Source organism: Chryseobacterium glaciei (assembly GCF_001648155.1).
GTDB classification, from domain to species: domain Bacteria; phylum Bacteroidota; class Bacteroidia; order Flavobacteriales; family Weeksellaceae; genus Chryseobacterium; species Chryseobacterium glaciei.
Genome location: NZ_CP015199.1, coordinates 225,586 through 248,841, shown reverse-complemented (window position 1 = coordinate 248,841; position 23,256 = coordinate 225,586). Strand labels below are relative to the sequence as shown.

Sequence of the window (23,256 nt, the reverse complement as noted above, 5' to 3'; positions counted from 1 at the left end):
GTTAATTAAAATTCTTTCTAATAAAAAACTCCCGATAAAATCGAGAGTTTTTGTTTTATCTTTTAAAAGTAGTATAATAAAGATCGTTGATTGTATCTCCGTTATAATCTCCACCACCAGGAACATCCATTAGTTTCAGTTCCGAGCTTGAAAGGATGATTACTTTATATTTTACTTTAATATTGTCGTCATACGTTATCACCATATCCTTAGCTTCTGCGTCATATGTATATTTACCCTGCTCTTGCGCACTGATCTGGCAATTAGCTCCTACACCACCATAATAAGTATACGATGTGGAATAATCAGTACTGAACGAAGTCACATTTTTTAATTCACATCCTGCAGGAATGTCAGTATTAAGTACAGTTTTACCGTCTTTCCCTGAAATGATCTCTTTTTTACTGACTTTCCATTCACCTTGCAGGGTGTCTAAGTCGTAAGCTTGAACGTCATCATCTTCACAAGAAGTAAGCGAAGTAAGCGCCAAAGCGGAAAAGGCAAATAAAAGTAGCTGTTTTTTCATTATCACAAATTTAAGAATATGCTAAAATATAAATAAATTTGAAATATTTATAATGAAATTAAGGTTTTTTAAACGAATGTTTGTAAATAAATGAATTTTAATTGGGAGCTGGAAGTCAGAAGCTGGAAGACTTAAACTCTTCCTTTCTTCAAACTCCCAGCTTCCAGCTTTATTAATAACTCATTTCTACAATTTTGTAGGCATCCTGAGGAGTCAGTTTTTTGTGTTCACCTAAACCTACCCAATTCCTTTCTGTAAAGGCTTTTTCCACTCTTTCTGCGGTTCCTTTATAGTCTTCTGTATATTCTGAAAGTTTAGTTTTAATATCAAGACTGTGGAAGAATTCTTCCATTTTTTTAATTCCTAATTCAGCTTTTTCTTCAACAGTTCCGTCTTTGATTCCCCAAACTCTTTCTGCATATTGAGCTAATTTTCCTTTTTTGGACTCAAAATTATAACGGTAATGAGATGGTGCGATCACAGCCAATGTTCTTGCGTGATCAATTCCGTAATAGGCTGTTAATTCGTGTCCCATCGCATGAACTGCCCAGTCTGTAATAACTCCTTTTTGGATCAATCCGTTCAAAGCCATTGTACAACACCACATAAAGTTTCCAGCTGCTTCATAATTGAAATCATCAGCCAAAACTTTTGGAGCTGTTTCCTGTAAGCTGATAAGGATACTTTCTGCAATTCTTTCCTGTAAATCAGCAGAAGAAGGAGCCGTCATGTATTGTTCCAAAACATGGGTGTAAGCATCTGTCAATCCATTAACGATTTGTCTTTTTGGAATTGATCTTACGACTTCCGGATCTAAAACAGAAAATTCAGGGAAAAGTCCGGGACCTCCTGAAGACAATTTTTCGTTTGTTTCTCTTCTTGAGATCACGTATCCTGAGTTCATTTCAGAACCCGTTGCTGGCAATGTTAAGATAGAACCGAAAGGCATTCCTTCACCTTCAAAAGTTCTTACCGATTTTTTAAGGATTTCCCAAGGTTCACCTTCATAATTTGCTGCTGCAGAAAGGAATTTAGTTCCGTCAATTACAGAACCACCACCGACAGCCAGAAGATAAGTGATATTTTTTTCTTTAATAACTTGTAAAGCTTCAATTAAAACTTCATATTCAGGATTGGCAGGAACTCCACCGAATTCATGCACATCATAACCTTTTAAAGCTTCTTGTACCTGATCGTAAATGCCGTTACTTTTGATGCTTCCGCCACCGTAGATCATTAATATTTTAGCGTCTTGAGGAATTTCTTTTGAAATCTTAGCGATTTCACCTTTCCCGAAAAGTATTTTTGTTGGATTTTTAAACTCGAAATTAAGCATTGTTCTTAAATTTATTTAACCCAAATTTACGCAATGCAAAGTGAAAATTGAGTTAAGGAAGTTTTAAAATTCTTATGATTATATTTAATTAAAACTATTGAAATTTGATGTGTTTATTAATTAATAGCATGTAATCAATAACATGGCACTGTCATTCAGAACGGAGCAAAGCGAAGTGAAGAATCTCAACTTAATTTTCTTAACTACTTAATTCAACCTTAATGGTTCAAATTAAAGCATAGTTAGATTCTTCCTTCGTCAGAATGACAAATACAGTCTAAATTAGTAAGACCCATTACTTTTAGCCTCCAATTTCCCGCTTTTTCTATTGATTTTAACTAAAAAAAACTCTTTTTGATTACCATTCTTCAGTTTTGAAATATACATCGAAATATATTGATCATCAATTTTATAAGAACTTCCTAATCTGTTACTTGTATCAACTTTAAAACCATACGTTTCTGCAATCAAAATCGCTTCCGGTAAATTGTCAACAAATCCGATGAAATTTCTCAATTGTTGTTCATTATTAAAATATTCTGTCTTGCCATTTTTACAGGCTAAAATATAGGAAAAGCAATCGCTTGTCGAGCATTGCTGAAAGAAACCTCTCTCCGGAGCCGGATCATTGAGCGTCATAAAATCGGGCATTTGACTTTCGTAAATGATAGATTTATCAGGATCAGGATCTTCAATGTTGCGGAGAACCGACCAATATTGATATTTTGTATCGGGTTTGATAAAAGGGTAGAGGAATGCAGTGCTGTCAAGGATTTCGGGGATTTTTTTGTAATCCTCGGAAACCGTTTTTTGGGAAAGGAATAAACCCGGTATTAGAAAAGAAATGATTAAAATAATTTTCATGCTTATTATTTTCCTGGATGGGATTTTATCCATGCTCAGAGACAATTTTACTATTAGCTATTTTTATTCCAAAACAATTTTATAGTATCCTTTTTCATCTGTTACATCAATTCCGACGCCTTTAAACGTTAATTTATTGATCTGGTAACCATCACAACCTCCTTTAAATTCAGACGATTGTATTGAAAAATCAAAAACTTTAAGATTAGAATAAAAAGTATAATTTTTTGTACCATTATAAGCTCCCACATTTTCTAAAATGACCCTATCATCAGATGTTTTGGTCAATTGTACACCGATGTGATTTTCGTCACTGATTGAAAAAGGGTTAAGAGTTCCATTCGTGATCAGATTTTCACCATCAGCATTAACGAATTCAAAAGCTATCGGCTGAGGAGCATTATAGCAATCGTCACCACAGGCTGTAAAAACAAAAGCTATTACAAGGAATATGAATATTTTTTTCATTGGATTAATTTCTGTGATTTGTAAAATTAATCATTAAAGTGTTGTGTTCAAAATTATTATAGACTTGAATTATTATAGAAAAATATTTTTAGAACTTCTGTAAGCTGATTAATGAATTTTTTTAAGATCTATTTTTATTGTCTTTCTTTGACGATGCTTCTTTTTATTGAAAGTTTCGTAATATAATACAATGATATTATTTTGCATTTCTATTTTATCAAAAATATTGTCTGTAGAAAGATAATTATTTTGTAACATTATTTTTTCTAGCATTCCTTTTTTTAAATAAAAGTAATTAATCTTATTGGTATTTAAATCTGTATAAAAAATGCAAGTAAGGCTTTTTAAAGTTAGTATGAACGGTATTTTGTGATTGGCTTGACCTTTATATAGTATGGTTCCAAGCTTTTTAATGACATTGCCGTTGTTTTTATTGTGTAGAATATATTCTGGAGATTGGCAGCAACCCGAAATAACTCTGTATTCAACTAGAAAAGAGTGTTTGTATTCTTCAATATTACTATAACCTAGTCTATTAGTAAGACTTATTAAATCTTTTTCAAGGCTGAAAAGTTTTTTCTTACTATGTTTATTTTGAAAGATCAACCATGAAGAATTACAATTGTATTGCCAGAAAACTTTAGCATTATTTTTAAAAATCTGAGGTTTACATGAAATGATTTTTTTTAATTCAGGATGATTTTCACAATTGCATTTTTGTGTGTGAAAAATTTGAGATAAAAAGAATAAAATAATGATTAAAAATTTCTTCATGATTATTACAAAATTAGATTTTTTAATGATTAAATTAGCTATGAATTATTGCTAAAATTAATTATTTTTAAAGTGAAAATAGGTTAATTTCAAACCAAAATCCCCTACATTTGTTATATGATACACGACCAACGCGCAGAAAAATTCAGGCAGATCGTTGAAAATAAATTCCAGATCTACAATTCATTATTTATGAGCCTGCCTTATGATAAAATGACGAATATCGGGATGTTGCTTCCGTTTTTGTATGAAGAAAGTAAGAACGGCTACGAAGCAGGAAAAACACCTGAACAGATCGTCGAAGAATTCTTTAAAAGTCATACAGATTTACAGACAGAGGAACAGAAAACTGAACTCCTTTTCAAAATTATTCAATATATAGAAAGACAGGTCGTTTTGTTCGACAGTATCGAAGATGCTGCCTTCCCAAGTCTGCATTCAGAAAGTGACAGCGGAACGGTAACCAATCTTTTCGAACGTTCGCTTCTGGATCATAAACTGGAAAAAGTACGTGAGAAATTAAAAGATTTTACCGTAAAAGTAGTTTTTACAGCGCATCCAACACAGTTTTATCCAAGTTCGGTTCAGAGAATTATTCAGGATTTGAGAACGGCAATTACGACCGATTCTGTTACAAATATCGATACTTTACTCCAACAATTAGGAAAAACGCCTTTTGTTAATAAAGAAAAACCAACTCCGATTGATGAGGCGTTGAGTATTATTTCATATTTGAGATATGTGTATTACGATACGATTGGCGAGCTGTTTACAAAGATCAGAAATACTTTTGGAAACGGTCATTTTCACCTTCACGAAGATATTATTCAGCTTGGTTTCTGGCCGGGCGGTGACAGAGACGGTAATCCTTTTGTGACGGCAGATGTTACGAAAAGAGTATCGGAAGAACTTCGTTCAGCTATTTTAAAATCGTATTACAGCCACTTGAAATTTATCAGAAGAAGATTGAGTTTCAGAGGGGTTTCAGAGGTTTTACAGAAATTGAATGACGAATTATACGGTGCAATTTTTAATAATGAAAAAATTACAACAGAAGATATTTTAAAAAGAGCCAATGAAGCCGAAAAAATCTTGGTTGAACATCATAATTCTTTATTTTTAGAGCTTTTGTTGAATTTCAGAGATCGCGTGAAGATCTTCGGGACGCATTTTGCGACGTTGGATGTTAGACAAGATAGCAGAATTCATCAACAGGTAATTAATGAAGTTCATGCTAAGGTTTTTGGAAATATTGAAGCAACGAATGATGAGAAATTCAATCAGTTAATTCAAGTTTCAGATAAAGTAAATACGGATGATTTTGAAGGAATTGTTCAGGATACTTTACTGACGGTTTCTCAAATCACAGGAATCCAGCAAGCCAACGGATTTAGAGGAATGAACCGCTATATTATTTCTAATTCTGATGCCGTAAAAGATGTAATGAATGTCTACGCTTTCTTCAAAGTCTGCGGATATAAAGATGAAGAAATCAACATGGATATTGTTCCACTTTTCGAGACAATGGAAGGTCTTGCTAATGCTGAAAATGTGATGAGTGAGTTGTACCAAAATCCAATCTATAAAAAACATCTGGAAAAAAGAGGGAATCAACAAACGATCATGCTTGGTTTCTCTGACGGAACAAAAGACGGTGGATATTTAAAAGCCAACTGGGAAATTTATAAAGCCAAAGAAATTTTAACTAAACTTTCCGAAGAAAGCGGAATCAAAGTAGTGTTCTTCGACGGTAGAGGCGGACCTCCCGCAAGAGGTGGCGGAAAAACCCACGATTTCTATGCTTCTCAAGGAAATACAATTGCGAATAATAAAATTGAATTAACGATTCAAGGACAGACAATCACAAGTATTTTTGGGAATAAAGAACAGGCAAAATATAATTTCGAACAGCTTTTAACAGCCGGAGTTGAAAATGATGTTTTCAAGAATTCTAAAAAGGATTTAACCGAAAAAGAAAGAAAACTGATCATTGAACTGGCAGATATCAGTTATAAGAAATATTCAGATCTAAAGGCTCATCCAATGTTCGTTCCGTATTTGCAGGAAATGAGTACGTTGGAATATTACGGTAAAACCAATATCGGAAGCCGTCCATCAAAACGTGGAGGAGACAGTGAGTTGAAATTTGAAGATTTAAGAGCTATTCCGTTTGTTGGATCATGGTCTCAATTAAAACAAAACGTTCCTGGATTCTTCGGTTTCGGTTTTGCGATGGAGGAAATGAAGAAACAGGGTAGATTTGAAGAAGTAAGAGATTTGTATAAAGGTTCGGACTTCTTTAAAACTTTAGTTTTGAACTCGATGATGAGTATGAATAAGTCTTATTTCCCATTAACCTATTATATTAAAAGCAATCCAAAATTCGGTGCTTTTTGGAATGTTCTTTTTGAAGAATACAACCTTTCAAAAGACATTATGTTGGAATTAACAGGCTTCAAGTTGCTTCAGGAAGAAGATCCTTTGTCAAGAAAATCAGTGAAAATTCGAGAGAAAATTGTTCTTCCGTTATTGAGTATTCAGCAATATGCTTTAATGAAAATCCAAAAAGGAGAAGGTAATAAAGAAGCCTATGAAAAACTGGTGACGCGTTCTCTGTTTGGAAATATTAATGCGAGTAGGAATTCGGCTTAAATTGAATTTTGAACCATTAAGGTTTGTTTTAAGAAGTTAAGAATATTAAGTTTAAACATAAAGTTTGTCATTCAGAATGGAACGCAGTAGAGCGTGGAATCTATGCCTACTTTTATAAGAGTCTAAATTCTTATGGAATGACAAAAACAATGAATACCAGTAAACAAAAAATCCTCTCAATTCGAGAGGCTTTTCATTTATTCTTTTATAAACTTCTCATAATAAACCTTATCCTTTGTCTGAATTTTCAGATAATAAGTTCCTTTCGCAAAATCTTCAACTTTAATAGATTTTTGATTGTTATTTTTGGTAATCAATCTTCCTAAATTATCATAGATTTCTAAAGATAAGACATTATTTTCTGTAGCAATATTCAGAATGTTTTTCACAGGGTTTGGGAAAATGGCAACCTGCTTTTGTTTTACCATTTCTGAAGTATTTAATGTTCCGTTATAGAAACTTCCAAAATTTAGAATTCCAAATCCCATTTGATCGGTGTGACTTGGAGATAGGGAAGCGGTTTGTCTTAATTTATTTCTCATCAGATCTCTGTTCATCGTTGGAAATGCCTGGACTAAACAAGCGACTCCACCTGCAGCAATCGGCGTTGCAATGGAAGTTCCTGTTACTACTGTTGTTGAATTATTATTAACGGTAAAAGCTCCGCTTCCTCTTGTGCTTCCGTCCGGTTTTACAATGCCAGCAGAATTGGGGCCATAAGATGAAAATCCAGAAGAAGCTCCTGCAGAATCAACAGATCCAATTGTAAAAACTTTAGCATTATCAGCAGGCGTTATGATATAATGCCACGGTTGTTGTCCCGAGTTTCCTGCTGCTACGAGAAGAAAAATTCCTTTATTAACAGCAATTTCGGAAGCTCTTGCTATAAAAGAAGTAGTTCCGTTCATATTGGCATACGTATAATTGTACCTCGAATCATCAAAAGTATTATAACCTAGCGAAGTTGTAATAACATCAACTCCTTTTCTGTCGGCTTCCTCAGCAGCTTCGATCCAATAGAGTTCCTCTTCGGGAATTTCAACGGTTGCATTTTCACTTCGATATAAATAAAAATCTGCATCTGGAGCAGAGCCAACAAATGTATTTTGAATAAATCCTCCGATAGCTCCCAGAACTACAGTTCCATGTGCATTTAATGAAGGATTGTAAATGTCTGTACTTTTTGCAGCAAAATCATATCCGCCTTTTATCTGATTGTTAGTCCATAATCTTGTATAGGCTGAACCGGTATTCACTGTCGGAAAACCACTATCGATCACGGCAATGGTAACTCCCGTTCCCGTATAACCTGCAAGGTGAAGCTGTCTTAGATTGATCTGATCAATTTGGTCTGAGCCGGAACCATAATCAAAAGTTGTTAATATTTTGTTGGTTGAATAATTGGAATTAAAATCTGCCCATTTATCTACATTCGTAGTTTTGGGAACACCGGACGAATTTCTTGCAAAACTTTCCACTGAGCCAACGTAAGGCTGAGACTGAAGGGTAATAATTTGTGCAGGAGTAGCATTTACGGCAACTCCATTCAGCCATTTTGAATAATCGGTAACAGTAAATCCCAGATTTTGAATGTTTTGAATGTATGATGGTTCAATCGGAGCATCCTGATCATTCAGTGAAATTCCTAATGCTGCACGTCTGTTGAGAGACTTTTGGGACAGTTCTGATAACGGATTGGCGTAAAATGCAGTCTTGTTCGGTTTATCATTAAAATAAACAAAAACAAGCTGTGTTTGTGCAGAAACGGCCGAGTAACCCGTTAAGATACAAAAGAGTAAAAGTTTTTTCATGTATTTATTTTGTATAAAGATAAAACAAAATCAATAAAATTTTTGACAGGATTTTAAATTCCTTATTTTTACACAAATATTTATTTATGAAAAGAATTCAGATGGTTGACTTACAAAGTCAGTATTACAAAATAAAGAATGATGTAGATAATGCAGTTTTAAATGTAATGGATTCGGCGGCTTTTATCAATGGCCCTGAGGTAAAGTCTTTCCAGAATGAATTGGAGTCTTATTTAGAAGTAAATCATGTGATTCCTTGTGCAAATGGAACAGATGCTTTACAGATTGCATTGATGGCTTTAGACCTGAAAGAAGGGGATGAAATAATCACTGCTGATTTTACTTTTGCAGCGACTGTGGAAGTTATTCATTTGCTTAAACTTAAATCTGTTTTGGTAGATGTAGATTACGATACATTCACGATTTCAACAGAAGCGATCAGAAAAGCGATCACTCCAAAAACAAAAGCGATCATTCCTGTACATATTTTCGGACAGTGTGCGAATATGGAGGAAATTTTAAAAATTGCTGAAGAGCATAATTTATATGTCATTGAAGACAACGCACAGGCAATTGGTGCAGAATTTACGTTCTCAGACGGAACGGTAAAACAAGCCGGAACAATGTCTACGGTAGGAACAACTTCATTCTTTCCATCAAAAAACCTTGGATGCTACGGAGATGGTGGTGCAATTTGCACTAACAATGATGATTTGGCTCACCGTTTAAGAGGGATCGTTAACCACGGAATGTACGAAAGATATTATCATGATGAAATTGGAGTTAATTCTCGTTTGGATAGTATCCAAGCGGCAATTTTAAGAAAAAAACTACCTAACCTTGATTCTTACAATGAGTCCAGAAGAAAAGCTGCTGATTATTATGATGAAGCTTTTGCCGGAAACGAAAATATTTTAACTCCGAAAAGAGCAGAAAACTCTACACACGTATTTCACCAATATACATTGAGAATTTTGAACGGAAAACGTAACGATCTTCAAAAATTCTTAACTGAAAAAGAAATCCCTGCAATGATTTATTATCCTGTAGCTTTGAGAAAACAAAAGGCATATTATCAGGAAAGTAACGATGCTGATTTTGTGAATACAGATAAGCTTTTGGATCAGGTAATTTCTCTTCCAATGCATACAGAGTTGGATGAAGAGCAGTTGAAGTATATTACGGATGCTGTGTTGGAATTTATGGTGTAGATATAAAGTAAAGGTAAAATGAATAAGAAAATTTTTAACAAAAAATGGTTATATCTATTTTCAATATTCTTATTCATTTATTTAGTATTATTTTCATTTATTTTACTATTTCAATATTATCCTGATTTTTATTATTTTCATGTAATAGTTAATACTTCATTGTTTTTATTAAGTATTCTTACAGTTATTCTATTAATTGAAAAGCATAAAAAATCTATTTTAACTATAAATTTATTTTTTGGAGTATTTATCCTATTGATAGTTTTTCGTTTATTATTTACCGTTAAACCATATGGATATTTTATTCGAGGTCAAATGTTTTATTTGCTATTTTCTATAGTTTATTTAACTTTTGTAAATAAATTTAAAATTAGAGAAATAAAGGATTTAGAAATAAATGAAATAGGAAAACACAATGATTAAAAAATAATTTAAAAATGGCAATACTCGTAACGGGAGGTCTTGGATATATTGGTTCTCATACAGTTGTAGAACTTTTGAATAACAATTTTGAAGTTGTTATTGTAGATGATTTATCCAATTCTGAAAAATTTATTTTAAAAAATATTGAGGAAATTACGGGTAAAAAACCGGATTTTTATCCTTTTGATTTAAAAAGAAAGGAGCTTTTAACCCAAGTTTTTGATGCATATTCTATTGAGGGTTGTATCAATTTTGCAGCATATAAAGCAGTTGGAGAAAGCCAGGAAAGACCTGTGGATTATTATGAGAATAATTTGTTTTCTTTAATTAATATCCTTCAGGAATTTAAAACAAGAGAACTTTCTAATTTTATTTTCAGTTCGTCTTGTACAGTTTACGGACAAGCGGATGAAATGCCAATTGACGAAAATACTCCATTGAAAATGCCTGAAAGTGTTTATGGCAAAACAAAGCAAATGGGCGAGGAAATTTTGATCGATTTTGCTAAAGCTTACAATCGAAAAATCTCTTTGTTGAGGTATTTTAATCCGATTGGAGCACATCCATCTGCAAAATTAGGAGAATTACCAATTGGTATTCCGAATAATTTGGTACCTTATGTTATGCAAACGGCAGCCGGAATTCGTGAAAAACTAAGTGTTTGGGGCGATGATTACCCAACGGTTGACGGAACAGCAGTTCGTGATTATATTTATGTAGTAGATTTGGCTAAAGCTCACGTTGCCGCTTTAAAAAGTTTAATGAGCAAAGAGTCTGATAAAGCTACCATTGACATTTATAACTTAGGAACAGGAAAAGGATCATCTGTTTTGGAGGTTGTAAAAGCTTTTGAAACTGCAAATAATGTTGAGGTACCTTACAAAATTTGTGATAGGAGAGAAGGTGATATTACGATCGCTTACGCTAATCCAAACAAAGCCGAGAAGGAACTCAATTGGAAGTCTGAAACCAGTTTGGAAGAAGCTTTAAGAACCACTTGGGAGTGGCAAAAATATTTAGAATCAAGAAATAATTAAGCTTGATTTAGTTTAAAATTTAATAACAACAATTATAATTAAAAATACCTTCCTGAATTTAGGTTTAATCCCTTAGAAAATCCTTTATTTCAGTGAAATTTTAAATACACACTATGAAAACAGAAAGAATAGGCATTACATTTTCCTCGTTTGATTTACTACACGCAGGTCACATTAAAATGCTGGAAGAAGCAAAAACGGTTTGCGATTATCTAATTGTTGGTCTTCAAATTGACCCGTCTCACGATCGTCCGACTAAAAATAAGCCGACACAAACCATTGTTGAACGTTATATTCAGTTGAAAGCTGTAAATGCGGTTGACGAAATCATCCCTTATTACACAGAACAGGATTTGGAAGATATTCTAAAATCTTTTGTAATTGATGTAAGAATCATCGGTGATGATTATATGGACAAAGATTTCACAGGAAAAAAATACTGTGAAGAAAAAGGCATCGAAATTTTTTACAACAAAAGAGATCACAGGTTTTCCTCGAGCGACTTAAGGAAAAGAATCTTTGAAGCCGAAATGGCAAAAGCTACAAAATAAAAAAATCCCGAAATAAAATTTATTTCGGGATTTTTTGTGATTATATCTTGTCTCTTACATTGGACCTTGTTCGTCTCCGCCTGTAGCGTTGGCGTTAACATCCTTTTTCTTTTTAGGTTGTTCTACTTTTTCCCCTTGCTTAAATCTATAAGTTAAAGAAACTGAGAACTGTCTTGGTTGCCACTGCATGTAAGAATCTCTTACACTATTTGCTGTATAAGTTGTAGATCTCATGGCTCTCGTATTGAAAATATCCTGAACATTAAATGCTAAAGTTCCATCTCCTTTCCAAATTGTTTTTGAAGCACCAAAGTTTATACCATACATATCTTTTCTATCCTGAAAAGCTGTTTTCTGACCTCCTCTGTAGGATCCCTGTATTTGGAAACTGAATGTTTTATCTACTTTAACCGTTGTAGAAAGTCTTGCTCTTGTTGAGAAACCTTTACCATTAAAATTAGCAACAGCCTGAATAGGATTTCCCTTTTCGTCAAAAGTATCATATAGAGTATTTCCTTTCGTGTTGTATCCAAATACATCTACGTTTCCTAAGAATTTCAACCAACTTGTTGCATCCCAGTTGAAGTTTAAATCTAAACCGTAACGATCATCTGTACCCAAGTTAATTGGTTTTGTGTGAGACTCTATACGTTTTGGATCAATAACAGTTCCATCGTCGTTTGTAGCTAAAATATTATATACCAACATTTTTGTGTCATCAGTCTGATGTCTGTAGTATAATGTAGGATTTAGTGTAAATTTCTTTTTAGAGATACTATATCCAAATTCAAAAGAGTCAACGTAAGAAGGATTTAGATCTATATTTCCGTCGAAGATATTTTGATTGTCGCTATAATTCGGGTTAGGAATCATAAAGAATGATCTTGGGCGGTCTATTCTTCTCGTATAGTTTAATAGAAGTTGATTGTCTTTCGCAAATTCATAGCTTAAATAAACACTAGGAAATAAATTATTATAATTTTTAGTGGTTACAACTGCATTTTTCTTGGGATCAAGGCTTAGATAATTAATGTCTACATTCGACAATTCATCTCTTACACCCAACTGATAAGCTAATTTTCCGATTTTACTTTTGAATTGTAAATAAAAAGCGTTGAAAGTTTCTTTATATGTCGCATCATAAGTATAGGGCTTAAGGAAATCTAAAGGCTTTGTTGTGGTACTTTCACGGACATCATTGCTGTAATCATTTGTATTGATATCAATTCTGTATCCTGCTTCTAATTTTGAAATTTCACCAATAGGCAACTCATAATCAACCTTACCAATAACAGATTTGTTGATGGTATTTTGATTGATGATATCTTTCAAATTATCAATAGTATCATCAATATTAGTATCATTGTATGAACGGCTTCTCTGTAAACTTAATGATAATGATAAATTTTGACCTTTGTCATCAAATTTATGATCTAACCCAAAATCACCCTGAAAAGCAAGATTGTTGTTTGTACCGAACGTAGTTCTGTTTGATGTATAAAAAGGATCTTTAAAAGGAGTGTAACTGTAATCAATATTACCGAAGTTTTCACTGTCAAATGTTCTTACAGTACCAGATGCATTTACCGATGTTTTTTCCGTTATATCATATACTATTCCGGCAGAAGCATTATAGTTGTTATTTTTACTTTTGGTTTCAGAGTTGGTATTTCTTTGTACCAAATCATCATTTAATACAGCATTGTTGAAATAATCATTATTTCTACTGGTATTTTTAGATTCTCTGTAACCACCACCACCATTTAGAAACCATGTAAAGTTTCCTTTTCTCCAATTAAGATTGGCGTTAAGGTTTGTTTGAGGAAGATATCCTAAAGTACCTATAACACTACCATTGAAACCGGTTTTCTTGCTTTTCTTTAAAATAATATTCAAAATACCTGCAGTACCGGAAGCTTCAAATTTTGAAGATGGATTGGTAATCACTTCAATTTTCTCGATCTGATCAGCCGGTATACTTTGTAAAGCATTCGCACCGTCATCAATACCAAGAAGAGCAGAAGGTTTTCCGTTAATCAAAAATCTTACATTAGAACTACCTCTCATAGAAACGGTTCCGTCAGTATCTACAGAAACCGAAGGTACATTAGAAAGAACATCCTGCAAATTTCCTCCCTTACTTACAATATCCTGAGACGGATCATAAGTTCTTTTATCTAATTCTACTTTGTAAGCTTTGGTTGTAGGAGCCGTTAGTACAATTCCTTCAATATCTTGAGTTTTAACATTAGTAGCGCTTTTTTCAGGTTCAATAGATAAAGCTCCGATGTTTCCGGCTGCTGAAATCTGCTTATTAATAAGGCTTTTCTTGTAATCGATTGCCTCAATCGTAATGTCGTAATTTCCCGGCGTAAGGTCTAGTTTATACTGTCCTTTTTCATCGGTAAGCGTAGCATCACTTAATAATTTATTTGCTTTATTACTGAAAGTCACTGAAGCATAAGGAACAGGTTGGTTACTTTTATTAACTACCGTTCCTGAAATACCTGCTTTTTCCTGTCCAAAGGCGAACGCTGCCGCCGATAGTACAAAAGTAAGCCCTAAAGTTCTTTTTGTGAAAATATTGATAATTTCCGTCTGATTCATAAGGTATTGTTTGTGTAAAATCGTGAAAAATCTTTCTTAATATTATGAAATTGTTAATTGAATACATTTCAATATATTAAGGTTAGTTTATTATTTATAAAGTATATGTCGTTTTTTAAACCTAAATGTTAATTATTAGATTGTTAAAATAAAGTTAAATTTATTTCTTATTTTATATTTTTTGAATTCAGCCAATCCTGATACGCTTTTGCATTAACTGCATGCTCTTCCGCACTCACTGTAAATTTGTGAAATCCAAATCTTTTAGGATCTGCGCACATAAAGATAAAGTTGTTGTTTTCTGCATTCAAAACGGCATCAACAGAGCTTTTATCTACAACACAAATTGGTCCCGGCGGAATTCCTTTATTAGCATACGTATTATAAGGAGATGGAGTCGTTAAATGTTTATATAAAACTCTTTTTATCGGATCTTTAAAATTTGTCTGCTTATTGATGGCATAAATTACCGTTGGATCAGATTGAAGTTTCATTCCTTTTCTGTAACGGTTTAAATACAATCCAGCGATCGTTTTCATTTCATCCTTTTTACCCCCGGATTCTTTATAAACTATAGAAGCCAAAGCATAAATCTGATCTCTTGTTAAGCCGGATTGCTGTTCTTTAGATTTTCTTTCGCTGTTCCAAAATTCATTGTACTGACTATCAAACTTGTTAAAGAACTCTTTTGGAGTTACCGTCCAGAAAAAATTATACGTATCAATGAAAAAATATTTTTTCAGATCTTCTGCATTATTATATCCTTTTTCTGTGGCGATTTTATTAAAATCATTCACAAATTGTAAAGAATCCAGCTCTGTTTTCTTGGTCACTTTACCAACCATTTGATAAATATCTCCAAAATCACCAATTCTAAATGTATTATCTGTCTGATTTCCGGCTTTGATCATATTCACCAAGTTGGTGTTTCCTGTTCCGCTTTGGATGTGGTAACGACCAGCTTTTAAATATTTATCAAGATCCTTATCTTTTGCCACACCTTCGAAAGATTCCTTGTTTTTAATATAGGGAGCAATAGAATCTAATACCTGTTTAAAACTCGCATTATGAGGGATCAAAAGATACCCATCTTTTTCTACGTTGTTTCCGTAATATTTAGTATAAAATCTAAAACCAAAAAATCCTGCAATCACAATAATTAGCAGAATGATAATGAGAATAGCTTTTTTCATTATTAAAATTGATTAAAAGTTTTTGTTGTTTTTAAATAAGATCTACTTTTCCTCTAAAAACCTGTTTTGCAGGACCCTCTAACCAAATATTCTGGAAAGAGTCTCCATTTTTTTCAGCATAAACTTTAAGGTTTCCGCCTAAAGTTTTAACTTTTACAGAGATTAGATTATGTTTTTGCAGAAAAGTTAAAGCAGAAGCTGTAACTCCTGTTCCGCAACTGAAAGTTTCATCCTCAACGCCTCGTTCATAGGTTCTTACAAAGATCTCATCATCGGTGATTTTTTCAACAAAATTTACGTTGATGCCTTTTTCTTTATAATTTTCAGAGTTTCTGATGCCATTTCCCTGTGCGAAAACGTTGTAATTTACCAAGTCTTCCACATATTTTACATAATGAGGTGAGCCGGTATTCATTACAGCGTCTTCTCCGTCATTGGAAACGGTTTCTACATCGATCATTTTTAGTTTAATGATTCCGTTATGGATTTCAGCTTCATGATCACCATCAATGGCGATAAATTTGCATTTATCTTCAAAAATATCAAGGAAAAAAGCAAAGGCTACAAGACATCTTCCGCCGTTTCCACACATTGTGCTTTCTCCGCCATCAGAATTATAATACATCATTTTAAAATCATAATTGTCTTCATTTTCCAATAAAATAAGACCATCAGCCCCGATTCCGAAACGTCTGTTGCACAATTTTTCGATTGTATTTTTGTCTTTAGGAAACTGTAGATCACGATTGTCGATCATTACAAAATCATTTCCCGTACCTTGATATTTATAAAATTCCATACTTTTCTTGTCTAAAATATAAACGTGCAAAATTAGTATATTTAAAACAAAAAACGAACAGTGTTAGCTGTCCGTTTTCTTATTTATAATCGTTTTATCTAAATCCGCCTCCGGTTGATCTGGTTGGAGTTGTAGTTTGTGGAGTACTGTTTCTAAATCCTCCACTATTGCTGTTTGACGAGCTGTTATCATTTCTAAATCCGCCACTGTTATTATTTTGTGGTGCCGGAGTAGTTGGTTGTTGATTTCTGAAACCTCCACTATTGTTATTTGATGGCGTACTATTTCTAAATCCTCCATTATTACCATTATTCGCTGGTGGAGTAGAATTTCTAAAACCTCCGCTATTTTGATTGCTTCCGGAATTGGAGTTTCGGAAACCTCCGTTGTTATTTCCGTTATTCTTAAATCCGCCTCCGTTGTTGTTACTATTTGAGTTGTTTCGGAATCCGTTATTCGGTCTCTGTGAAGTTGTAGTTGTATTTCTTCTTTCTACATACACTTTTCTTCGGTTGCTTCCATAATAATAAGGGGCACCGTTGTCATAGTAATAATTGATATCATTTCTGTAATAATATCCATCGTTACCATAATATCCGCCTCCGCCGTAATAGCCTTGAGGAGCGTAGTAATTTCCGTTATTATAATAGGGGTCTCCGTATCCGTTGTTTGCGTATCCGTCTGAATAAGCAAGACAAGATGTTAAGCTCGTTATAACGAAAATACTGAATGTTATTTTTAATAAATTTTTCATGACTTTATTGTACTTTTTTCTTTAAAACTTTTTTTCCAACTGACGTATCCTAGGATCGCCATTATAGTAAATACCAAATATTGAACCGAAGTGATACCAAGACCCTTAAAAATCATCATCGGCATGCAAATAAAATCTCCGATAATCCAGAAAATCCAGTTCTCAATGCGCTGTTTGGCCATAAACCACATCCCTACTAAAAATATTGAAGTGGTGATAACATCCAGCCAATTTGCCCAATCAAGATGATATAAACCTAGGTTGGTACCCTCCATTGAAAACTGATTATCGATGTAAGGTTTATAATAATATATGACGGTAACTAAAAGTAGACTTATTATAAAAAGGAAGGTCGCAAAAACCCATTCTTTTTTGGTGGCCCACGTTACATCAACATGAATATGATCTTTAGAATTCTTAGCCCACAAGATCCAACCGTAAACACTCATTGCGGTATAATAAACATTAATCATACAATCTCCCAATAATCCGAAGTTGAAAAGAATGTAAACATAAATTAATGTAGAAACTATACCGGTAGGATATACCCAAATATTTTTCTTGATGGAAAAATAAACGCTTAAAATTCCGAAGACCGTTCCGCTGGCTTCTAACAGAATTTGTAAATCAGTATAGCTCTCATACGGTTTTACGAAAAGATCGTATAAATTCATGAGGTCAAAAATAAACAAAAAATCAGACACCTGAAAATGCCTTAAATTATATGTGAATCAGATTTTTAAGTTTTTAAATTTAAAATAAATGACGAAAGTTTGTCAATAAACGTTACTATTTCTAAATTTTTTATATTTTCGTAAATCTTTAATAAATAATAAAATATGTCTAAAATTTGGGTTAAAAAACCGATGAGCGCCTATGAAGCTGATATCAAAAAGAGTGAGCTGAAACGCGTTCTTGGAAAATGGAGCCTTACTGCTATTGGAATCGGAGCAATTATCGGAGGAGGAATTTTTGTACTGACGGGAACAGGAGCATACTATAATGCAGGGCCTGCATTGGCTTTGTCATTTGTGATCGCAGGAATTGCCTGTGTATTTGCAGCTTTGTGTTATGCAGAATTTGCATCAATACTTCCCGTAGAAGGCTCGGCTTACGCTTACGCTTATGGAACAGTAGGAGAGATCTTCGCCTGGATCATCGGTTGGGGATTGATTCTTGAATATGCAATGGGATCAATGACCGTCGCAGTATCCTGGTCGGGATATTTCGCAAAACTTCTCAAGATGTTTGGGTTACATTTGCCGGCTTGGCTTACAACTGATCCGCAAACGTATTGGGCGGCAGGAAACTCTGGTTTTTCAATGAATTTACCGGCATTTTTTATCGTTTTATTTGTAATCTCAATTTTAGTTAGAGGAACAAAAGGAGCGGCAAAAGCAAATAACTTTATCGTTATCCTTAAGGTTTCGGCTATTATTTTCGTAATTATTGCAGGAGCATTTATTATTTTCGGTTCAGCTGATCCTTTTAAAAACTGGCTTCCTTTTATCCCTGAAGCTACAACTATTACGGAAGGCGGAGTCTCGCATTCTGCATACGGTATAGGCGGAGTTGTCGCAGGAGCATCTGCTATTTTCTTTGCTTACGTAGGATTTGACGCAGTTTCTACACAAGCAGGAGAGGCGATTAATCCTAAAAAGGACGTTCCTTTTGCTATTATTACTTCATTAATAATCTGTACACTTTTATACATATTAGTATCTCTTGTTTTAACGGGAATGATGCATTATACAGATTTCAATCCACTTGGTAAATATCCTGATGCTATCAAAGCTCCTGTAGCTTACGCATTTGATATTGCCGGTTATGCTTGGGCTGGTTACATCATTACGATTGCAGCAACAGTTGGTTTGATCTCAGTATTAATGGTAATGATCATGGGACAGTCAAGAATTTTCTTGGGAATGTCTAAAGATGGTCTTATCCCTGCTACTTTCTCAAAAGTAAACCCTAAAACGGGAGTTCCTACAAAAAACCTTATCATTTTGGGAGGTGTAATTTCTGTTGTTGCTTCTTTAACACCAATTAATGACCTTGCTCACATGACAAGTTTCGGAACTCTATTCGCGTTCACGATGGTTTGTGTAGCAGTTTGGGTATTAAGAGTAAAAGAGCCGAACTTACAAAGAAACTTCAAAGTTCCGGCTTTACCTTTGATCGCTTGTTTAGGTATTTTAATTAATGTTTATTTGATTTTCAATTTAAGTAGAGAAGCTAAATTATATTCTTTTGCTTGGTTAATTATCGGTTTCATTATTTATTTTCTATACAGTAAGAGAAACTCAAAACTTCAAAACGGAGGTTACGGCGAAACTTTTAAGGCTGAACAGGAGCCTTTAGAAAAACCAGATCTAGATTAATTAAAAAATATTCAACTTAAAATCCACAGAATTCTGTGGATTTTTTATTTTTGCTAATATGAAAAAGCTTTTACCAATTTTATTTTCATTTTTGGGAATACTTACATTTTCTCAACAAGTAGAAAGTCTGACAACTATTTTAAGTGATAAAATAAGCATCCGCGCTTTGGAACTTTACGATGGGAAAGTCTGGTACAGCGGAACAGATTCAAAGTTTGGTTTTGTTGATTTAAAGAATCCTCAAAATCAGAAGCAGATCAAATTGTCTGAGGAAAAACTTCAATTCAGAACGTTAGCTCAGGACAAAGATTCTCTTTATGTTGTAAATATCGAAAGTCCGGCTTATTTTTTTAAGATTGATAAGAAAAATTTAAACCATCAGCTTGTTTTTACGGATAGAAGCAAAGCTGCGTTTTATGATGCCTTTCATTTTGTGAATGAAAAACTAGCTTTTGCTTTCAGTGATACTGATGATAATAGATTGAAGTTGACAATGTACAAAAATGGAAAATGGAGTTTTTTTGAGAATGAAATAAAATTAAATCCGGGTGAAGCCGCATTTGCAGCGAGTAATACCAACATAGCTTCAACTAAAAATTATCTCTGGATTGCAACAGGCGGAAAAGCATCACGAATTTTAAGGTTAACATTTAAAAATGAAAAATTTGAAGTATTTGATACTCCATTTATTCAGGGAGAATCTTCTCAGGGAATGTATTCGATAGATTTCGTTAACGATAAATTCGGAGTTGTTGTTGGGGGAGATTATACAAAACAAGATGCAAATATCAATAATATTGCAACGACGAACGATGGTGGAGAAACATGGCAAATTCAGGCTTCCGGAAAAAATACTGGATATACAACTTGTGTGAAAATTAAACCAAATTCAAAAGGAAAAGAAATTATTTCCGTTGGAGATCAACACATCAGCTATTCTTCAGATTTTGGAAAAACTTGGAAGAAAATTTCAGATGAAAAAGGATTTTTTGTCTGCAAATGGGTGGATGGAAATAGGGTTGTTTTGGCAGGAAAGGATAAAATATCTTTGATGAAACTAAAATTTTAAGCCTATAAAATATTGATGAACCAAATTAGAGTAACATTATTAATCAATAATCTAATTTTCGTTATCGGAAAAACTTCAAATTTAAGAAGAGTTAAAGTTAATAAATAACGGCTGACAGAGGATTTGATCGAATCAACTCAAGAAAATTTATAATGTATGGTAAAAATGCAACAATCGTCTAATTAAAAATGAAATATAATTAAGGAAATGATTTATTGTATTGTTATTGTGTTGGTTATGATAATTTAGTGAATAATTTTGCGGATGCAGTATTTAGACTCATTATAAATTTCGAAAAGAAACCCTAATATAATTCATGATTTAAAATTCATAAGTTATATTTAATTTTGCATAATGAAATTCCTTTTGGAGTTCTATTTTTAAAATTTACATTTTCAATGAATTCTTTAATAGATAAATATAATATTCCGGGACCTCGTTACACGTCTTATCCTACTGTTCCTTATTGGGATGAGAGTACTTTTTCACCTGAAAAATGGAAGGAAAGTGTAATAAGGTCATTTAAGGAAAGTAATGCAGCGGAAGGAATTTCTATTTACATCCATTTGCCTTTTTGTGAGGCTTTGTGTACATTTTGCGCGTGCCACAAGCGTATTACAAAACAGCATAGTGTAGAAACACCTTATTTAGAAAGTGTTTTAAAAGAATGGAAGCTTTATCTGGAACTTTTTAATGAAAAACCAAAATTAAAAGAACTTCATTTAGGCGGAGGAACACCGACATTTTTCTCTCCTAAAAATTTAAAAACTTTATTGGAAGGTATCTTTGAAAGCGTGGAAATTGCAGAACATCCTGAGTTTTCTTTCGAAGGTCACCCAAATAATACAACGAAAGATCATCTTCAGACTTTATATGATTTAGGTTTCAGAAGAGTGAGTTTTGGAGTTCAGGATTATGATCCTAAAGTTCAGAAAGCGATCAACAGAATTCAGCCTTTTGAAAATGTGAAAAATGTGACAGAATGGGCTAAAGAGATTGGCTACAGAGGGATCAGTCACGATCTGGTTTTCGGACTTCCACATCAGAGTTGGGAAGCAATGGAACATACAATTCGTAAAACAATGGAATTAAAGCCTGACAGACTTGCTTTTTATTCTTACGCACACGTTCCATGGGTGAAAGGTGTTGGACAAAGAGGTTTCGACGAAAATGATCTCCCAAGCGGAGAAGAAAAACGCCGTTTATATGAAGATGGTAAGAAATTATTGGAAGATCTAGGATATATTGAAGTGGGAATGGATCATTTTTCTCTTGAACATGATGATCTGTACCAATCATTGATTCAGAAAAAGCTTCACAGAAACTTCATGGGATATACTTCGAGCAATACTCAATTGATGGTTGGTCTTGGAATGTCTTCTATTTCTGATTCTTGGTATGCTTTTGCTCAGAATGTAAAAACTGTGGAAGAGTATCAGAAGACGGTTGAAGAAGGCGAAATTCCGGTGGTAAAAGGGCATATCTTAAATGAAGAAGATTTGATTGTAAGAAGGCATATTTTGAATTTAATGTGTCAGCTTGAAACAACTTTCGATGCTCAAAACTCTTTCCCTGAGCTGGAAAATGCTTTTGAAATGCTTAAAGAAATGGAAAAAGATGAGTTGGTTGAAATTCATGATAATCAGATAAAAATTACCGAAAAAGGACGAGCATTTACAAGAAACGTTGCGATGGTTTTTGACCTTAGAATGATGAGAAATAAACCTGAGACTAGAATTTTCTCAATGACGATCTAGTCCATGAAAGGGAAGGTTCTGCTTGCTTTACTTTATTTCTATGCACTGATTTTCAGTGTTCTAAAAACGATAAGGTTTCCGAATGAGTGGTCAGAAGCGCATTGGTTGATCGATTATCGGTTCGGATTTATCAAAAGAGGTCTTGCAGGGCAAATACTTGGTTTCTTTTTTCAGAAAAATGAATTTAATATTCTGTTGATTTCAGCGGTAATATTGTTGATTCTTTATGGATGTATATATTTTATTGCCTTAAAACAGGCGAATAATATTTCGCAAAATATCTATCGGGTAATATTTTATTTAATTTTCTTTTTGTCGCAATATGTGGTTTTAAGTGCCCATATCATTGGCTATCTTGATCATATTGTTTTTTTATTGACGATATTGATTATTTATTTGATAAGAAAAAATCTGATCTTTCTTTCATCAATATTGGTTTGCATAAGTTTACTGATTCATGAAATATCTTTTTTCCTAACAATCCCTATTTCTCTTTTTGCTTTAATTGTCGCAGAAATGTCAAATGAAAAATTTTCTTTCAAAGAAGTTTTTAATTTAAAATTATTAAAGAAAAGCATTTTATTTCTGGTGTTTCCTGCTGTTTTGATGTTTTTCTTATCATATTATCAGGAAATTTATGGGAAGGATCATTACTTAAGTCTGTTTAATTATTTTAATGGTTCAGGATTTATTAAAAAAGATATTGCAGATTTAGTAGCAACTTCATACACTGAAAAATTTACACATTATTTAGCAACAGAGAGTAAAAGTTTTGTCATAAAAATGATTTATCATAAATCTTTCGCTTTTAGTCTTCCGATTCTGTTTTTGCTGTTTATTGTTTATAAAGAATACCAAAGAATAGGTTTGCCTTTATTTTTTCTATTCATGATGGCAGTTTTCTCTCCATTATTACTTCATTTCGTCGCTTGGGATACCTATAGAATCTGGGCTTTCCCTTATATGACTATGTTTTTGGGATATTGAATTTGAAATTTAAAAATAATACAAATCGGTCTGAGCAGTTTCCTGTTTTCTTAATG

The 23,256-nt window shown here is 33.3% G+C and carries 20 protein-coding genes; 9 read left to right on the top strand and 11 right to left on the bottom strand.

All coding sequences use genetic code 11. From position 1 onward, the window contains the following. Nucleotides 1-55 precede the first annotated feature (55 nt). From A0O34_RS01085 to A0O34_RS01065, 5 genes are all read right to left on the bottom strand, one after another. Complete coding sequence (locus A0O34_RS01085; protein ID WP_066750268.1) at nucleotides 56-526, bottom strand: lipocalin-like domain-containing protein; 471 nt, start codon at nucleotides 524-526, stop codon at nucleotides 56-58. A 172-nt stretch (nucleotides 527-698) separates the two neighbouring features. Next, nucleotides 699-1,862, bottom strand: coding sequence for an iron-containing alcohol dehydrogenase (locus A0O34_RS01080; protein WP_066750266.1), 1,164 nt, complete (start codon nucleotides 1,860-1,862; stop codon nucleotides 699-701). Nucleotides 1,863-2,144: 282 nt separating this feature from the next. Beyond that, a complete protein-coding gene (locus A0O34_RS01075; protein ID WP_066750264.1) occupies nucleotides 2,145-2,726 on the bottom strand; it encodes a hypothetical protein in 582 nt (193 codons plus the stop codon). Between the two features lie 63 nt (nucleotides 2,727-2,789). Then, a complete protein-coding gene (locus A0O34_RS01070) occupies nucleotides 2,790-3,194 on the bottom strand; it encodes a membrane lipoprotein lipid attachment site-containing protein (protein WP_066750262.1) in 405 nt (134 codons plus the stop codon). A gap of 108 nt (nucleotides 3,195-3,302) precedes the next feature. Continuing rightward, on the bottom strand, nucleotides 3,303-3,968 hold the full coding sequence (locus A0O34_RS01065; protein ID WP_066750259.1) for a hypothetical protein: 666 nt from the start codon (nucleotides 3,966-3,968) through the stop codon (nucleotides 3,303-3,305). 117 nt (nucleotides 3,969-4,085) lie between these two features. On the opposite strand from A0O34_RS01065, the gene A0O34_RS01060 reads away from it, so the two are divergent. Further along, the gene (locus A0O34_RS01060; RefSeq protein WP_066750257.1) at nucleotides 4,086-6,620 is read left to right on the top strand and encodes a phosphoenolpyruvate carboxylase; all 2,535 of its coding nucleotides are present in this window, start codon (nucleotides 4,086-4,088) and stop codon (nucleotides 6,618-6,620) included. A gap of 197 nt (nucleotides 6,621-6,817) precedes the next feature. Here the strand turns inward: A0O34_RS01060 and A0O34_RS01055 are convergent, their stop codons facing one another. Continuing rightward, nucleotides 6,818-8,431: a S8/S53 family peptidase gene (locus tag A0O34_RS01055; RefSeq protein ID WP_066750256.1), complete on the bottom strand. Its 1,614-nt coding sequence runs from the start codon at nucleotides 8,429-8,431 to the stop codon at nucleotides 6,818-6,820. An 86-nt stretch (nucleotides 8,432-8,517) separates the two neighbouring features. On the opposite strand from A0O34_RS01055, the gene A0O34_RS01050 reads away from it, so the two are divergent. From A0O34_RS01050 to A0O34_RS01035, 4 genes are all read left to right on the top strand, one after another. Next, a complete protein-coding gene (locus A0O34_RS01050) occupies nucleotides 8,518-9,642 on the top strand; it encodes a DegT/DnrJ/EryC1/StrS family aminotransferase (RefSeq protein ID WP_066750254.1) in 1,125 nt (374 codons plus the stop codon). Between the two features lie 18 nt (nucleotides 9,643-9,660). Further along, nucleotides 9,661-10,065, top strand: a complete 405-nt coding sequence (locus A0O34_RS01045; RefSeq protein WP_066750253.1) for a hypothetical protein — start codon at nucleotides 9,661-9,663, stop codon at nucleotides 10,063-10,065. A gap of 14 nt (nucleotides 10,066-10,079) precedes the next feature. Beyond that, the gene (gene galE / locus A0O34_RS01040; protein ID WP_066750251.1) at nucleotides 10,080-11,102 is read left to right on the top strand and encodes a UDP-glucose 4-epimerase GalE; all 1,023 of its coding nucleotides are present in this window, start codon (nucleotides 10,080-10,082) and stop codon (nucleotides 11,100-11,102) included. A gap of 113 nt (nucleotides 11,103-11,215) precedes the next feature. Next, on the top strand, nucleotides 11,216-11,653 hold the full coding sequence (locus A0O34_RS01035; RefSeq protein ID WP_066750249.1) for an adenylyltransferase/cytidyltransferase family protein: 438 nt from the start codon (nucleotides 11,216-11,218) through the stop codon (nucleotides 11,651-11,653). A gap of 54 nt (nucleotides 11,654-11,707) precedes the next feature. Here the strand turns inward: A0O34_RS01035 and A0O34_RS01030 are convergent, their stop codons facing one another. The 5 genes from A0O34_RS01030 to pnuC form a co-directional block, all read right to left on the bottom strand. Continuing rightward, nucleotides 11,708-14,260 carry a TonB-dependent receptor domain-containing protein gene (locus A0O34_RS01030; RefSeq protein WP_066750247.1) on the bottom strand — a complete coding sequence of 851 codons (2,553 nt, stop codon included), beginning with the start codon at nucleotides 14,258-14,260 and terminating at the stop codon, nucleotides 11,708-11,710. 167 nt (nucleotides 14,261-14,427) lie between these two features. Then, nucleotides 14,428-15,453: an endolytic transglycosylase MltG gene (mltG, locus tag A0O34_RS01025; RefSeq protein ID WP_066750245.1), complete on the bottom strand. Its 1,026-nt coding sequence runs from the start codon at nucleotides 15,451-15,453 to the stop codon at nucleotides 14,428-14,430. A 31-nt stretch (nucleotides 15,454-15,484) separates the two neighbouring features. Then, nucleotides 15,485-16,252, bottom strand: coding sequence for a diaminopimelate epimerase (gene dapF / locus A0O34_RS01020; RefSeq protein WP_066750243.1), 768 nt, complete (start codon nucleotides 16,250-16,252; stop codon nucleotides 15,485-15,487). 94 nt (nucleotides 16,253-16,346) lie between these two features. Beyond that, the gene (locus A0O34_RS01015) at nucleotides 16,347-17,006 is read right to left on the bottom strand and encodes a hypothetical protein (RefSeq protein WP_066750241.1); all 660 of its coding nucleotides are present in this window, start codon (nucleotides 17,004-17,006) and stop codon (nucleotides 16,347-16,349) included. Continuing rightward, complete coding sequence (pnuC, locus tag A0O34_RS01010; protein WP_066750239.1) at nucleotides 17,003-17,680, bottom strand: nicotinamide riboside transporter PnuC; 678 nt, start codon at nucleotides 17,678-17,680, stop codon at nucleotides 17,003-17,005. The genes A0O34_RS01015 and pnuC overlap by 4 nt, the downstream gene beginning before the upstream one ends. 165 nt (nucleotides 17,681-17,845) lie before the next feature. Here pnuC and A0O34_RS01005 point away from each other — a divergent pair, with 165 nt between their 5' ends. From A0O34_RS01005 to A0O34_RS00990, 4 genes are all read left to right on the top strand, one after another. Continuing rightward, on the top strand, nucleotides 17,846-19,387 hold the full coding sequence (locus A0O34_RS01005; RefSeq protein ID WP_066750236.1) for an APC family permease: 1,542 nt from the start codon (nucleotides 17,846-17,848) through the stop codon (nucleotides 19,385-19,387). 58 nt (nucleotides 19,388-19,445) lie between these two features. Next, nucleotides 19,446-20,456 carry a WD40/YVTN/BNR-like repeat-containing protein gene (locus tag A0O34_RS01000; protein ID WP_066750234.1) on the top strand — a complete coding sequence of 337 codons (1,011 nt, stop codon included), beginning with the start codon at nucleotides 19,446-19,448 and terminating at the stop codon, nucleotides 20,454-20,456. Between the two features lie 398 nt (nucleotides 20,457-20,854). After that, nucleotides 20,855-22,213 carry an oxygen-independent coproporphyrinogen III oxidase gene (gene hemN, locus A0O34_RS00995; protein WP_066750233.1) on the top strand — a complete coding sequence of 453 codons (1,359 nt, stop codon included), beginning with the start codon at nucleotides 20,855-20,857 and terminating at the stop codon, nucleotides 22,211-22,213. Nucleotides 22,214-22,216: 3 nt separating this feature from the next. Next, entirely contained in the window at nucleotides 22,217-23,200 is a 984-nt protein-coding gene (locus A0O34_RS00990; RefSeq protein WP_066750231.1) for a hypothetical protein, read from the top strand. Nucleotides 23,201-23,256 lie beyond the last annotated feature (56 nt).